The organism is Aeromonas sp. 603404, from assembly GCF_049171775.1.
GTDB classification, from domain to species: domain Bacteria; phylum Pseudomonadota; class Gammaproteobacteria; order Enterobacterales; family Aeromonadaceae; genus Aeromonas; species Aeromonas veronii_A.
On the sequence record NZ_JAAKPE010000003.1, the window covers coordinates 204893 to 217327 of the forward strand.

A 12435-nucleotide genomic window follows, 5' to 3' on the forward strand; every position below is an offset into this window, starting at 1 on the left:
AACCAAGCTGATATTGGGTGTTGTAACCTTGGCGCGATGGGAGGTGGGTACTGGTGGCTTAAAGAGCCCAATGTTGAGCCGGAGATTAATCCTAATCCAGCGGAGCTTTTTACTATTCATGGCGAGTTTCCGTTTGATAAAGGGTACAAGCTTGCTGTGTCAACAGATTATGAATCAAGCAATCCGGAATGCAGAGGAACGGCGTATGTTTTTGGTATTATTCCGGCGGCGACTCATGATCGCTTGCGAGATATTGATACAGAAGTTATACGCGACAAAGATAACCCTAACAACTTTACGGCAAAAATATATAAGGATCATTATCTGCCTGGGCACTGCGGATGGAAGATGATCGATGCCTATTATTTTATAGTTAAAGCCGGGTCTCCATTAGATAAAAAACTATTAGCTGATCCTGTTCGTACATATCGCGCGGGTGCAACTGTTCTTACAGACGAAGTAACAGGTTGGGCAGAAATTAGATTCGGAGATATACACATTAATTGCAGTCCTGATAAGAACATTGATGGTGCGGTGGGATGTAAAAATAAAAACCAAAACCAAATAGACCAATTATCTATACAGGATAGAGCAGGATTAAAGAAATTAACCCCGCCTTCTTTGGTTAACGTTAAATTCATGATGCAGGAGCAATGACATGGCAAATACAAAGAATTACGCTTTTTTATCTGACAAAAGTTACGGCGACCATAAAAATGGAAATGAGCAATATTAAGAAGGTAAAAATGTAGATAATTCAGTTTGGAAAATCGTTGAAAACGACGAACAAGCTTCATCTGATTTTCAAGGTGTAATGTATCAAAATATAAAAACTGGTGAATGTGTCCATGCAATAAGGGGGACTCAGGAAAGTCAAGATTTTATCACGGATGTAAAAATGGCGTTTGGTGGAGGGGTTGATCAATTTGGATATGCCGACCGAATGTTGCAAGAGTGGGAAGGACGATGGCGACCCCAGCCAGCAGCAGGCGCGGCGGGATAATCCGGCTGCCAAGCCCGAGACCAAGGCAGAGAGGGACGGCGGCGTGAGTGACTATGGTGGGCATAGGATAAAGCTCCAACTGAAAACGTGAGCCTACCCTACCCCCGCTCGGTGAAGTGAAGGTGAAGTGAACCCACTGTATTGGTTCGCTGTTAGCTAAATGCAGCGCCAATCAGCGTTGGCGCGTTAACTTGAAATGTTCATTTAACAGCGGCTGACATGCAGAACGGAATCGTGATAAGTAGTCTCTTCGGTTCACATCACAGGGATAGTGGCAACGATGAATGTACCAAAAAGCGTCGTGCGGATTGCGAGCGTTATCAGCCTTTGGTTAATGACAGGATGCATGGCAGAGGCCGCCTCTGCGCAGCTGCAGCAAGAGCCGTACGCGCTGATCTATAACGGGCCGGTTTCTGATGGGGATAGCACCAGAGCGATTGCAGATGTGGTCAGGCAGGTGGGCTTGCCAGTCAGGTATCTCTCCAATATCGGGGCGCTGCCTGCAGAGCTCGATCATGCCAGGGTGTTTATCGTTGGCGGTACGGAGGACGATGTGGAGCCGCTCCTCAATGCCTTCACAGCAGAAGCGCGTTCGGCGTTAAAAACCTATCTGCAAAACGGTGGCCGCTACCTCGGGATCTGTGGGGGCGCATTTGTGGCATCCAACGGCTGGTCTGAGGAGGAGGGCTTTGTGCCGGCGCTGGGCCTTGTTCCTGCCACATCCGATGATTATGACGGCGACTTTAGCGCCAGGATCTTCCCGATCACCTGGCTTGGTGAAGAGCGCCAGATGTATTACCAGGCCGGCCCGCAATTTACGCCGGTGCCAAGCCCCGAGCAGGTCAAGGTCGTCGCCCATTTTCAAAACCATCAGATTGCCGCGCTGATCAGCTCATACGGGAAAGGCAAGGTGGCGGTTTCCGGGCCACACCCCGAAGCCCCTGAATCGTGGAAAGAGAATGCGGTGGACAGCGACAAGATGGAGTCGAATATTCATTTAGCCGTTGGACTCGTCAACGAGTTGCTCTCCGAAGAGCCCGTCACCCATTCGAATTAGTCGCATCCCTACGCCCCTGGATTTGCTCCCATTGATCGGCCCGGAAGTCAGGCCATCCAATCGACCGCAATCCATAAAAAAAACCACCTACCTGCAAAAGGTCGGTGGTTTTTTTATCGGTGGCAGATCACGGGTAGCCGATACAAAGCGTTCGCTACCTCAACTTTCGCCCGAGAACGAGCACTACTCTTCCTGCTCCTCCGGTTGTCTCTCCCCACCCCGCAACTGTTGCAGCTCATCGACTCGGGCTTGCCACTTCTCTTGGGCTTTTTTGCGCTCCTGAAGCTGGAACTCTTCGCGCATGGTGTCGATGTTAAGGTCAAGTGTTTCCATCAGAGTGTCTCCTTTGTATGACCGCTTAAAGACTGGCTGACGGCGCATTGGCCAACCTGCTCCCCTATTCAGACACCACTCATCCCCCAAACGCCCAACTAAATAATCGATTGAATATGCAACATTCAATCTAAAAAACTATTCATTCTGCACGGTGACACGCTGTAGCAGCGGCTGCCGCCCCGTTACGCGAAACGCAACGAGGCCCACGTCCCCCGCCAAAAAGGTGATAAAGGCATACGCTGTAACCCGGTTTGGCGTAGTCCCATGCTGGAGCAGATCTCATCGCCGAACCGGATTATCTGGCACTGCGCCGAAATGGCGTTAAGCAGTGCTACTACCATTTTCAAAGGCAGGCAGCGCAGTTGCCCAACCGGCGAAACCAATAAAAAGACCCCCTATTGCCCAGCGGTAAGAGGGGGTCTTTTGTTTGAGCCGCCGGCTAGCCGGCTATTGCCTCACGCTATCAGGCCAGCGAGACAAAGATCCCGGCCAAGGTGGCACTCATCAGGTTGGCGAGGGTCGCCGCCAGTACCGCCTTGAAGCCCATATTGGCCACATCGTGGCGGCGCTCCGGTGCCATGGTGCCGATGGAGCCGAGCTGCACCGCAATAGAGCCCAGATTGGCGAAACCACAGAGGGCGAAAGTGATGATGATCTGGGTGTGGGCGCTCAGATCTGCCTTGATATTGGCAAAGTCCAGATAGGCAACGAACTCGTTCATGATCACCTTCTGACCAATCAGGGAGCCTGCCGCCATCATCTCGCTGGTGGGCACGCCAATCAGCCAGGCCACCGGAGCAAACAGATAGCCCAGCAGCTGCTGCAGGGAGAGATCGGCCCAGCCGAACCACTCGCCTACGGTGGTGAGGCCAGCGTTGATCATGGTGATGACGCTGACAAAGGCGAGCAGGATGGTGCCGATGGCCACGGCGATCTTCATGCCGCCCATGGCGCCGCCCGCCAGCGCGTCGATGGCGTTGCTGTAGTCGCTCTTGTCGAGGGTGATCTCGGTCTGATCGCTCACCTGCTGTTGCTCCGGCACCAGCAGTTTGGCCATCAGCAGGCCACCGGGCGCCGCCATAAAGGAGGCGGCAATGAGGTATTTAAGATCCACACCCAGACCGGCGTAACCTCCCAGCACCGAGCCCGCCACCGAGGCCATGCCACAGGTCATCACCGCAAAGAGCTCGGAGCGGGTCATACCGGCGAGGAAGGGACGAATAAGCAGCGGCGACTCCCCTTGCGACAGGAAGATATTGCCGGTGGCCACCAGGGATTCGGCGCGGCTGGTGCCGAGCAGGCGGTGCACGGCGCCACCCAATACACGGATCACCCACTGCATGATGCCGAAGTGGTAGAGCACGGCGATCAGCGCGCTGATAAAGATCACCAGCGGCAGCACCCGCACGGCGAAGATAAAGCCGTTGCTGGCGAGATCGCCAAACACAAAACGGATGCCGCTGTCGGCAAAGCCGAGCAGGGCGGAGACGCCATTGCTCATGGCACCGAGCATGATTTGTCCGGGGGGGAAATAGAGCACCAGCGCAGCAAAACCGGTTTGCAGGGTGAGCGCACCCAGCACGGTTCGCCAGCGGATGGCTCGGCGGTTTTCACTCGCCAGCCAGGCGATAAACATCAGGGCCAGCATACCGACCAGACTCAATAACAGTGTCATCTTGCACCTATGAAGAGAGGAGTTTCATATGGCAAGTCTGCAGACAGGCGTCGCGGGAGATCCGGCGGGAGAGGTGCCGACCCACGCGACACGCAGACCACAAACCTACAGGTTAGTGGCGGGTCCCATCCTGGGGTCATTCACGTTCCGGGTGACAGCATGTATCGGGTGACGCCAGCGCCGTCGCAGGGGTAGATGCGGCCGGGTGGCAGGTCGGGCGGCGATGGTACAGTGATCATCGTCGCAGAAAAAGCGGTAAAACGATTGGCCGGAATAACTTTTTCAACTTGTTCACACAACGAAACAGGGCCAGCGTGACGCTGGCCCTGTTTCAATCCGTACTTGAGTACTCAGATGATTACTTGAGGCGCTTGCCGCTCGCATCCACCACCTGCTCGCCATCCTCCTTGGCGAAGGCCCCTTTTTGCTGATCGAGCAATATATCGAGCACCACTTCCGACGGACGGCACAGTTTGGTGCCAAGCGGCGTAACGACGATGGGGCGGTTGATGAGGATGGGGTGAGCCAGCATGGCATCGATCAGTTCATCATCGCTGAAACGATCTTCCGCCAGACCGAGCGCCTCGTAGGGTGGAACGTTCTTGCGCAGCAGATCGCGCACCGGCATGTCCATGGCGGCGATCAGCGCCACCAGCTGGTCACGGGAGGGGGGCGTCTCCAGATAGTGGATGACAGTGGGCTCGACGCCGCTGTTGCGGATCAGCTCCAGGGTGTTACGGGAGGTACCACATTCCGGGTTGTGATAGATGGTGATTGCACTCATTTGCGTGTCTCTCATTAATCAAGTGAATAGAAAATGGATAGCATCTAGTTCGCGGCCAGCTGTTAGCGGCCATCAGTTAACGGCTCAGCCCCGCTTCGTACCAGGGTTTGCTGGCGTTAACCACCCGCACCACCAGCAGCATGACCGGCACCTCGATCAGTACCCCGACCACGGTGGCGAGCGCCGCGCCGGAGTGAAAGCCGAACAGGCTGATGGCGGCGGCCACCGCCAGCTCGAAGAAGTTGGAGGCTCCGATCAGGGCGGAAGGACAGGCGACCGAGTGCTTCTCCCCCACCTTGCGGTTGAGCCAGTAAGCCAGCCCGGAGTTGAACAGCACCTGGATCAGAATGGGCACCGCCAACAGGGCGATAACCAGCGGCTGCTCGATGATGGCGTTGCCCTGAAAGGCAAACAGCAGCACCAGAGTGAGCAGCAGGGCCGCCACCGACCAGGGCTGGATGCGGGTCATGACGCCGTCAAAATGGGCCTCTCCCTTTTTCAGCAAAGCCTTGCGCAGCAGCTGGGCGATGATGACCGGAATGACGATATAGAGCACCACTGAGGTAAGCAGGGTATCCCACGGCACTATGATGCTGGAGACCCCGAGCAGCAGCGCCACCAGCGGTGCGAAGGCAAACACCATGATGAGGTCGTTCACCGCCACCTGCGACAGGGTGAAGTAGGGATCGCCGTTGGTGAGGCGACTCCAGACAAACACCATGGCGGTGCAGGGGGCCGCCGCCAGCAGGATCAGCCCCGCCACATAGCTGTCGAGTTGATCTGCCGGCAGCCAGTCGGCAAACAGCACGCGGATAAAGAGCCAGCCGAGAAAGGCCATAGAGAAGGGTTTGACCAGCCAGTTGATAAAGAGGGTGACTCCAATCCCCTTGAGATGCCCCTTCACCTGATGCAGGGCGCCAAAATCGATCTTGAGCAGCATGGGGATGATCATCACCCAGATCAGCAGCCCCACCGGCAGGTTGACCTTGGCCACCTCCATGGCACCGATCGCTTTGAAGAGATCCGGCAAACCTTGCCCGAGGCCAATCCCCACCAGAATGCAGAGGGCGACCCAGGCGGTCAGATAACGTTCAAAAAAGCCGATGGCAGGCACGACCTTGGCATCACATGTTGCAGACATCACAGCTCCCGATGCGGCGCAATTTCGCATCTTCTATTGGTTCAAAACACGGGTTTATAACAAGTAACGGCATATTCAAGCCGCCCGGCAGCAGACCGGGGCGGCGACTCAATGGTACTGGCAGAGGCGGCGCAGGGCATCGGGCCCCACCGGCTCCTCGGCGAGCAGTGGCACCACGGCGTAGCGGCTGGCGTGTTGCTGCTCGACTGCCTCGATATGGGGTAACTGGCGCTCGGCCCGCAGTTGCAGCAGCGGTGAGCTGACCGCGGCTTGCTGCAAGCTGTGGTTGATGAGCCAGCCCCAGGGCTCGATGCCAGCCCGGCGCAGATCGGCCTGCAGATTGGTCGCCTCCTGCACTGGCGTCGGCTCGGGCAACGTCACAATCAACACCTTGGTCTGTTTGGGATCCTGCAACTGCATCATGGGGGTGGTGAAGTGCAGCCCCTTGTTTCCCATCTGGCGAGCGATCTCCCTGTGGTAGGCGCCGGTGGCGTCAAGCAGCAGCAGGGTGTGGCCAGTGGGGGCAGTATCCATCACCACGAAGCGCTTGCCCGCCTCGCGAATAATGCGCGAGAAGGCCTGAAACACGGCGATCTCCTCGGTACAGGGGGAGCGCAAGTCCTCCTCCAGCAGTGCCCGCCCCTGCTCGTCCAGTGCTGCTCCCTTGGTGGCCAGCACCTGGGCACGGTAACGTTCGGTCTCGGCATGGGGGTCGATGCGGCTCACCTCCAGATGGGGCAGACTAGCTGCCAGCGTCTCGCTCAGGTGCGCGGCGGGATCCGAGGTGGTGAGGTGCACCGGCAAACCGCGGCTCGCCAGCTCCACCGCCACGGCGGCCGCAAGCGTAGTCTTGCCCACCCCGCCCTTGCCCATCAGCATGATGAGGCCGTGACCGTCGGCGGCCAGCTCGTCCACCAACGAACTCAACTCGGGCTGGGCTGGCAGATGGGCTGACGTTGCCAGTGATACCTGCTCACCAGCATCTTGTGGTTGCAGCAGCTGGCGCAAACTGTCGACCCCCACCAGATTGGTGGCCAGCAGCGGGATATGATCCTGCGCCAGCGCCTTTATCCCCTGCGGCATCTGGGCGAGAGCCTGTTGCTCGCGCTGCCAGAGCGCCATTGCCAGCGGATCTCCGGCAAGGGCGCCTTCGGGGAAGAGGCCATTGATCACCAGTTGCTGATTCAGCAAGCCTATGGCGGCCAGCTCCTCGTGGGTGCGGGCCACTTCCCGCAGAGTGGATTGTTGGGCGCGCGCCACCAGCACCAGCCGGGTACGGGCAGCATCCGCCAGGGCGGCGACCGCCTCGCCATACTGGCTGCGCTGCTTCTCCAGCCCCGCCAGCGGGCCAAGGCAGGAGGCATCCCCCTTGCCCTGCTCCAGAAATTCGCTCCAGGCGCCCGGCAGTTGCAGCAGCCGGATGGTGTGGCCGGTTGGGGCCGTATCAAAGACGATATGGTCATACTCGGCCAGCAGCGCCGGGTCGGTCAGCAGCGCGGTGAACTCGTCAAAGGCGGCGATCTCGGTGGTGCAGGCGCCGGAGAGCTGCTCCTCGATGCTGCGCACCACGCTCTCGGGCAACTTGCCGCGCACCGGCCCGACGATCCGCTCCCGATAGGCTTTGGCCGCCGCGGGGGGATCAATCTCCAGCGCCGACAAACCAGGCACAGCGGCGATGGCGGTGACGCGATTACCGATCTCGGTGGCAAACACCTGCCCCACGTTGGAGGCAGGATCTGTGCTCACCAGCAGCACCCGCTTGCCAATATCACACAGCGCTACCGCACTGGCGCAAGCCAGCGAGGTCTTGCCCACCCCGCCCTTGCCGGTGAAAAAGAGAAACGGCGGTGGATTGGTCAGAAAATGGTACATAGCCTCTCCCGAATGGTGCGTCACGACTCAGCAGCAACCGCTGCCGGAGCAGCAGCCGCCCTTGACGATCCCCTTGATGGCCGCTTGCGGCGCAGACAGCCCGGCATAACGAGCCAGCTCGCTGCGGCTCGGATAACGGCCGGTCAACACCACCTGTCCCTCTACCAGCACCAGTGGCAACCCCTCCTCCCCGGCGTGGGTCAGAAAAGCGCTGACGGCAGGTGTCTCGGCAAACTGCATCGGCTGCTGGGCCAGATTGAAACGCTCGATGGCCACCCCCTGCTCCTTGGCCCAGGCAAGGTCGGCTGCGAAAGTGACCAGAGCCTGATCAACCTCGGTGCCACAAACTCCGCTGGAGCAGCAGAGGGCAGGATCAAAAATCTGAATGGAGGACATGGCATTACTCCTTGTTGCAGCAGGGCTGCGCAGGCAGAACATGGGGGGAGCAGGCTGACTCGGCACGCATCACGCCGCACGCCTCGGGATGACCGGCGCAGCACTCCTCGGTGAGGTAGGCGATCACATCCAGCATCAGGGGAATATTGGCGCGGTAGCGCAGAAAGCGCCCCTCCTGTTCCACCGACAGCAGACCGGTATTGAGCATCGCCTTGAGGTGAAACGAGAGGGTATTGGGGGCAATATCGAGCTCGCTGGCCAGTTCACCGGCGACTCGCCCCTCCAGCCCCGCCTTCACCAGCAGCCGCCACACATCGAGCCGGATGCCGGATGCCAGCGATTCAAAGACCTTGGTGGCCATCTCTTTGTTCATCTTCACTCCCCTTGGTGTGACCTTTTATTTCAACTATACAAGAATTATTGAAATGATCAAGATACGTACCGAAGCGAAGATATGAGGTTCTGGCATCAAAGCGGGCTGACTGGAGAATCGACGAGTGAACAACAGTAGCGGACGACCACGCAGGGTTCGTCGCAGATAAACAGACGCCCTCCAGAGGGAGGGCGTATCAGACAGTCAGCGCTGTCGGGGCAATCAGACAAACGCGTGCCTTATTTGGCAGCAGGCACAGCGTTAAAGGTGAGCAGGGCCGCCTTGTTGGCATCGCTCAGAGTCAGCTGGTTGCCGTTGATGGAGTAGGTTGCCACCTTCTCCAGCTTTTGCAGGAACTCGGTCTCTTTGTTCATGGCGTCGCCGATGCACATCATGCGAGTGGAGCCCATGGCGCCCAGCGTCAAGACACCGTCACCCTGCTTGGTAATACCGCCAAAATAGCGGTTGCAGCCGCCCTTGCCCGCCACCTTGCCGTCGACCACTTGCAGGGTGAAGGTATCGCCGGTGGCGCCTTGCAGCTGCCAGCTGGATGCTTGCAGTTGAGCCATGCTGGAACCTGTTGCCATTGCGCAGCCTCCCAGTGCCAGCGCGGCCAGCAGAGTCAGTTTCTTGTTCATGGATTCACCTCTTAATGATTAGAGCCATCAATACGGCAGCCTGTTTAACATGGCTGGCGCCCATGCCAAAGGATTTTATTGTGATCACGCTTCACTTTACTACCAGCTGGCATGTGCCATGCTTAGGCTCAGTTCCGGACCCAGGGAGGGGAAACGAATGGTCAAATCACTCATCATCACACTGCTTGCAACCTGCGCCAGCATGGCCGTACAGGCCGCCGACTGGGCAGTGGTTCAGCCGCAATCCAACCCGTCTCTCTATGTCAAAAGTTACTCGGGTGTGTTGCTCAATGGCCATAGCCATCACAGCGACAGTTTTGATCTCTGGCTGGTCAATAGCGGCTATCAATATCCGGTGGTGGATGATGTGACCCTCTTTATGGAAGCGGGCCCGGCGGTGGCGGATCAGAATCGCACATCCGGTTTCAATATGAGTTCGGGGGTACGCTACCAGCTCTCTCCAGCATTCAATATCGGCAGCCAGATCAAGCATCTCGATCTCAACAAGGCCAGCACCCTGCTGGAGCTCAACTCCAGCCTGCTGCTGACCCCCAGACTCTCCCTCACCGCCAACTACGGCGTCAGCGCCATCACTGCCGATCAGGCACTGAGTCTGGGGGTCGGCTTCAATTTCTGATGATCACAACAGCGGCGTGGCGCTCACCACCACGCCGTTGCGATCCGCATAGACATAATCCCCTTCGTGGATGGTCACCCCGGCAAAGCTGACCACGGCCCCCAGCTCTCCCAATCCTCGCTTCTCGGTCTTGACCGGACAGGCCGCCAGCGCCTTGACCCCGAGCGCCAGTGTCGCCAGAGTGCCCACATCCCGCGCCGCGCCGTGGATCAGGATACCCTCCCACCCCTGCTCCACCGCCTTGACCGCCAGTTGATCGCCCAGCAGCGCACGGCGCAGCGAGCCGCCGCCGTCGATCACCATCACCTTGCCGTGACCGGGGCGGGTCACCAGATCCCGCACCAGACTGTTGTCTTCATAACAGGAGAGCGTTACGGCGCGACCATAGAAGATGGCCTTGCCGCCAAAATCCTGAAACACCGGGTCGGCCACTTGCAGCAAGTCGCCATGTTGATCGCAGAGGTCGGGCAGGAGATCCAGCATGATTTGATTCCTTTCAGATACATGAAGGTGTTCATTCTTTCATCAGGCAAGGTTTCTGGCAATCCAGAAGGATTCAATATTGCCCAGACAAACTGCTGATTTATCAGTCAATACCGGCACCAGCCAGAGCTGGCCATCCTCCACCCAGTAGAGAGCATTCTGGCCAAAACGGGCAGCCAGCTGACGGGCTTGTGGCAGAGATAGCGCCACCGCCAGCGATGACTCCTGCCAGCGTTCGTCCGGGTCAGATCCCCAAAATGGCCCCACCACGGGCACCTGCAAATCCACGGTCAGATGGCGCCACAGCGCCCGTTCCCGCCGCATATTGCGTCGTTCTGTGACCCACTGGCTGGCCGGATTCCAAGCTGTGATGATGGCAAAGGCAGACCAGTCTGGTGGCTCAAATGGCGCGATAAAGCAGATTTTCTTGTAGTTTTCCCACAAATTCATGTCAATCACATGTTACATTCCATTACATTTTGTAGGGGCGAAAACCCGGTTCAGGCCAAGTATGATGCTGCTGTACCAGGGTTTGACCTATATCAAATCAGAGTTAAAAAGTTGCTATCTGACGGCAAAGAGTGTTGTTATGCTCCTGTTAACTGATAAAATGCGGCCACTTTCGTAATGGACGACCTTTCCAGGCTCTGCTCGACCAGACTTGTCGGGAACCTATAAGTGGCACAGGGATACTTGCCGGTACTGATGCCTAATTCGCGATATTCCGACCTGACTCTCATACCCAGGATGACGTAATAAATTTTCAGGATCAGTCAGGAAATCGGTTTGAAACGCCAAAGAGTGTTAAATTTAAGATAATTAACTGATAAGAATCTGGGAATACTCATGCAAACACCACACATTCTGATCGTCGAAGACGAGCTGGTCACACGCAATACCCTGAAAAGCATTTTTGAAGCCGAAGGCTACATCGTGCTCGAAGCCAACAACGGCGACGAAATGCACCAGGCCCTCACTTCCCACACCATCAATCTGGTGATCATGGACATCAACCTGCCGGGCAAGAACGGCCTGCTGCTGGCCCGTGAGCTGCGTGAGAACGACAACATCGCCCTGATGTTCCTGACCGGTCGTGACAACGAGGTTGACAAGATCCTGGGTCTGGAGATCGGCGCCGATGATTACATCACCAAGCCGTTCAACCCGCGCGAACTGACTATCCGTGCCCGCAACCTGCTGAGCCGCACCATGAACGTGGCAGCCGGTGGCGAAGAGAAGAAGCTGGTTGAGCGCTACCTGTTCAACGGCTGGGCGCTGGATATCAACAGCCGCGCACTGGTCAGCCCGACTGGCGACATGTTCAAGCTGCCGCGCTCCGAGTTCCGCGCCATGCTGCACTTCTGCGAAAACCCGGGCCAGATCCAGACCCGCGCCGAGCTGCTGAAGAAGATGACCGGCCGTGAGCTCAAGCCCCACGACCGTACCGTTGACGTGACAATCCGTCGCATTCGCAAGCACTTCGAAAGCGTTAACGATACTCCGGAGATCATCGCCACCATTCACGGCGAAGGCTACCGTTTCTGTGGTGAACTGGAGCAGGAATAAGCTCCCGCTACGCTGTTGATCTGAAAAGGCGCCTCGGGCGCCTTTTCTGTCTCTGCGGTTTGCCTTAAAGCTGAGAAACGGTGAGCGTGACGTCGAACTGCGCACAAGACAGATGAAAAACAAAAAACCCACTCGCAGGAGTGGGCTTTTTGTTTTGAAGCTGGAGCGGGCAGCGGGAATCGAACCCGCATCATCAGCTTGGAAGGCTGAGGTAATAGCCATTATACGATGCCCGCCTGGCATCTCAAATTTGGAGCGGGTGATGGGAATCGAACCCACGTATGCAGCTTGGGAAGCTACCGTTCTACCATTGAACTACACCCGCGTCAGGGCTCCTACTATATGCATTTTGCCGCCGAGCGCAATGGCGCCTTTGCCACTTTTTTCAATAAATCAATCTGTTCGGACAAGGATTGAGCAGACAGTTGCTTTTTCAATCAAACATTTTCAACACAGATAATTTACAAGGTTGCC

At 57.2% G+C, this 12435-nt stretch carries 14 protein-coding genes, 2 tRNA genes and 1 pseudogene; 4 read left to right on the forward strand and 13 right to left on the reverse strand.

Features of this window, described 5'->3' with window-relative positions; translation table 11 throughout:
• The first annotated feature begins 36 nt into the window (after nucleotides 1-36).
• Nucleotides 37-657: a hypothetical protein gene (locus tag G5306_RS06550; protein WP_421312599.1), complete on the forward strand. Its 621-nt coding sequence runs from the start codon at nucleotides 37-39 to the stop codon at nucleotides 655-657.
• A 302-nt stretch (nucleotides 658-959) separates the two neighbouring features.
• On the opposite strand, the pseudogene G5306_RS06555 reads toward G5306_RS06550, so the two are convergent.
• Nucleotides 960-1067: pseudogene (locus G5306_RS06555) on the reverse strand (metal-dependent hydrolase); the annotation flags it as partial.
• A 216-nt stretch (nucleotides 1068-1283) separates the two neighbouring features.
• On the opposite strand from G5306_RS06555, the gene G5306_RS06560 reads away from it, so the two are divergent.
• Nucleotides 1284-2060 (forward strand): BPL-N domain-containing protein, encoded by a 777-nt coding sequence (locus G5306_RS06560; protein WP_421312600.1) that lies wholly within the window; start codon nucleotides 1284-1286, stop codon nucleotides 2058-2060.
• A gap of 183 nt (nucleotides 2061-2243) precedes the next feature.
• On the opposite strand, the gene G5306_RS06565 is transcribed toward G5306_RS06560, so the two are convergent.
• The 8 genes from G5306_RS06565 to G5306_RS06600 all read right to left on the reverse strand — a co-directional run bounded on the left by G5306_RS06565 (nucleotide 2244) and on the right by G5306_RS06600 (nucleotide 9275).
• Nucleotides 2244-2393: a hypothetical protein gene (locus G5306_RS06565; RefSeq protein WP_005347375.1), complete on the reverse strand. Its 150-nt coding sequence runs from the start codon at nucleotides 2391-2393 to the stop codon at nucleotides 2244-2246.
• A gap of 466 nt (nucleotides 2394-2859) precedes the next feature.
• Nucleotides 2860-4071, reverse strand: a complete 1212-nt coding sequence (locus G5306_RS06570) for a NupC/NupG family nucleoside CNT transporter (protein WP_216953192.1) — start codon at nucleotides 4069-4071, stop codon at nucleotides 2860-2862.
• A 358-nt stretch (nucleotides 4072-4429) separates the two neighbouring features.
• A complete protein-coding gene (gene arsC, locus G5306_RS06575; RefSeq protein WP_421254962.1) occupies nucleotides 4430-4855 on the reverse strand; it encodes a glutaredoxin-dependent arsenate reductase in 426 nt (141 codons plus the stop codon).
• Nucleotides 4856-4931: 76 nt separating this feature from the next.
• Nucleotides 4932-5996, reverse strand: coding sequence for an ACR3 family arsenite efflux transporter (gene arsB / locus G5306_RS06580; RefSeq protein ID WP_421312601.1), 1065 nt, complete (start codon nucleotides 5994-5996; stop codon nucleotides 4932-4934).
• Nucleotides 5997-6104: 108 nt separating this feature from the next.
• The gene (gene arsA / locus G5306_RS06585) at nucleotides 6105-7868 is read right to left on the reverse strand and encodes an arsenical pump-driving ATPase (protein WP_421312602.1); all 1764 of its coding nucleotides are present in this window, start codon (nucleotides 7866-7868) and stop codon (nucleotides 6105-6107) included.
• Nucleotides 7869-7895: 27 nt separating this feature from the next.
• A complete protein-coding gene (arsD, locus tag G5306_RS06590; protein ID WP_421312603.1) occupies nucleotides 7896-8264 on the reverse strand; it encodes an arsenite efflux transporter metallochaperone ArsD in 369 nt (122 codons plus the stop codon).
• A 4-nt stretch (nucleotides 8265-8268) separates the two neighbouring features.
• Entirely contained in the window at nucleotides 8269-8637 is a 369-nt protein-coding gene (locus tag G5306_RS06595) for an ArsR/SmtB family transcription factor (protein ID WP_005338181.1), read from the reverse strand.
• A 239-nt stretch (nucleotides 8638-8876) separates the two neighbouring features.
• Nucleotides 8877-9275 (reverse strand): META domain-containing protein, encoded by a 399-nt coding sequence (locus tag G5306_RS06600; protein WP_005359119.1) that lies wholly within the window; start codon nucleotides 9273-9275, stop codon nucleotides 8877-8879.
• Nucleotides 9276-9432: 157 nt separating this feature from the next.
• Here G5306_RS06600 and G5306_RS06605 point away from each other — a divergent pair, with 157 nt between their 5' ends.
• Complete coding sequence (locus G5306_RS06605; protein ID WP_005350173.1) at nucleotides 9433-9912, forward strand: hypothetical protein; 480 nt, start codon at nucleotides 9433-9435, stop codon at nucleotides 9910-9912.
• 3 nt (nucleotides 9913-9915) lie between these two features.
• Here the strand turns inward: G5306_RS06605 and G5306_RS06610 are convergent, their stop codons facing one another.
• Entirely contained in the window at nucleotides 9916-10395 is a 480-nt protein-coding gene (locus tag G5306_RS06610) for a putative 4-hydroxy-4-methyl-2-oxoglutarate aldolase (protein WP_042054958.1), read from the reverse strand.
• 42 nt (nucleotides 10396-10437) lie between these two features.
• On the reverse strand, nucleotides 10438-10845 hold the full coding sequence (locus tag G5306_RS06615; RefSeq protein WP_421205395.1) for a DUF3293 domain-containing protein: 408 nt from the start codon (nucleotides 10843-10845) through the stop codon (nucleotides 10438-10440).
• Nucleotides 10846-11241: 396 nt separating this feature from the next.
• On the opposite strand from G5306_RS06615, the gene arcA reads away from it, so the two are divergent.
• Entirely contained in the window at nucleotides 11242-11961 is a 720-nt protein-coding gene (arcA, locus tag G5306_RS06620) for a two-component system response regulator ArcA (RefSeq protein ID WP_005338193.1), read from the forward strand.
• 161 nt (nucleotides 11962-12122) lie between these two features.
• On the opposite strand, the gene G5306_RS06625 is transcribed toward arcA, so the two are convergent.
• A tRNA-Gly gene (locus G5306_RS06625) sits at nucleotides 12123-12197 on the reverse strand.
• Nucleotides 12198-12212: 15 nt separating this feature from the next.
• Nucleotides 12213-12286, reverse strand: a tRNA-Gly gene (locus G5306_RS06630).
• Nucleotides 12287-12435 lie beyond the last annotated feature (149 nt).

What these genes read in the sequence shown, in the direction of transcription:
- G5306_RS06550 (WP_421312599.1), top strand. Translation starts at nt 37, where the DNA reads ATGGGAGGTGGGTACTGGTGGCTTAAAGAGCCCAATGTTGAGCCGGAG.
- G5306_RS06560 (WP_421312600.1), top strand. Translation starts at nt 1,284, where the DNA reads ATGAATGTACCAAAAAGCGTCGTGCGGATTGCGAGCGTTATCAGCCTT.
- G5306_RS06565 (WP_005347375.1), bottom strand. Translation starts at nt 2,393, where the DNA reads ATGGAAACACTTGACCTTAACATCGACACCATGCGCGAAGAGTTCCAG.
- G5306_RS06570 (WP_216953192.1), bottom strand. Translation starts at nt 4,071, where the DNA reads ATGACACTGTTATTGAGTCTGGTCGGTATGCTGGCCCTGATGTTTATC.
- arsC (WP_421254962.1), bottom strand. Translation starts at nt 4,855, where the DNA reads ATGAGTGCAATCACCATCTATCACAACCCGGAATGTGGTACCTCCCGT.
- arsB (WP_421312601.1), bottom strand. Translation starts at nt 5,996, where the DNA reads ATGTCTGCAACATGTGATGCCAAGGTCGTGCCTGCCATCGGCTTTTTT.
- arsA (WP_421312602.1), bottom strand. Translation starts at nt 7,868, where the DNA reads ATGTACCATTTTCTGACCAATCCACCGCCGTTTCTCTTTTTCACCGGC.
- arsD (WP_421312603.1), bottom strand. Translation starts at nt 8,264, where the DNA reads ATGTCCTCCATTCAGATTTTTGATCCTGCCCTCTGCTGCTCCAGCGGA.
- G5306_RS06595 (WP_005338181.1), bottom strand. Translation starts at nt 8,637, where the DNA reads ATGAACAAAGAGATGGCCACCAAGGTCTTTGAATCGCTGGCATCCGGC.
- G5306_RS06600 (WP_005359119.1), bottom strand. Translation starts at nt 9,275, where the DNA reads ATGAACAAGAAACTGACTCTGCTGGCCGCGCTGGCACTGGGAGGCTGC.
- G5306_RS06605 (WP_005350173.1), top strand. Translation starts at nt 9,433, where the DNA reads ATGGTCAAATCACTCATCATCACACTGCTTGCAACCTGCGCCAGCATG.
- G5306_RS06610 (WP_042054958.1), bottom strand. Translation starts at nt 10,395, where the DNA reads ATGCTGGATCTCCTGCCCGACCTCTGCGATCAACATGGCGACTTGCTG.
- G5306_RS06615 (WP_421205395.1), bottom strand. Translation starts at nt 10,845, where the DNA reads ATGAATTTGTGGGAAAACTACAAGAAAATCTGCTTTATCGCGCCATTT.
- arcA (WP_005338193.1), top strand. Translation starts at nt 11,242, where the DNA reads ATGCAAACACCACACATTCTGATCGTCGAAGACGAGCTGGTCACACGC.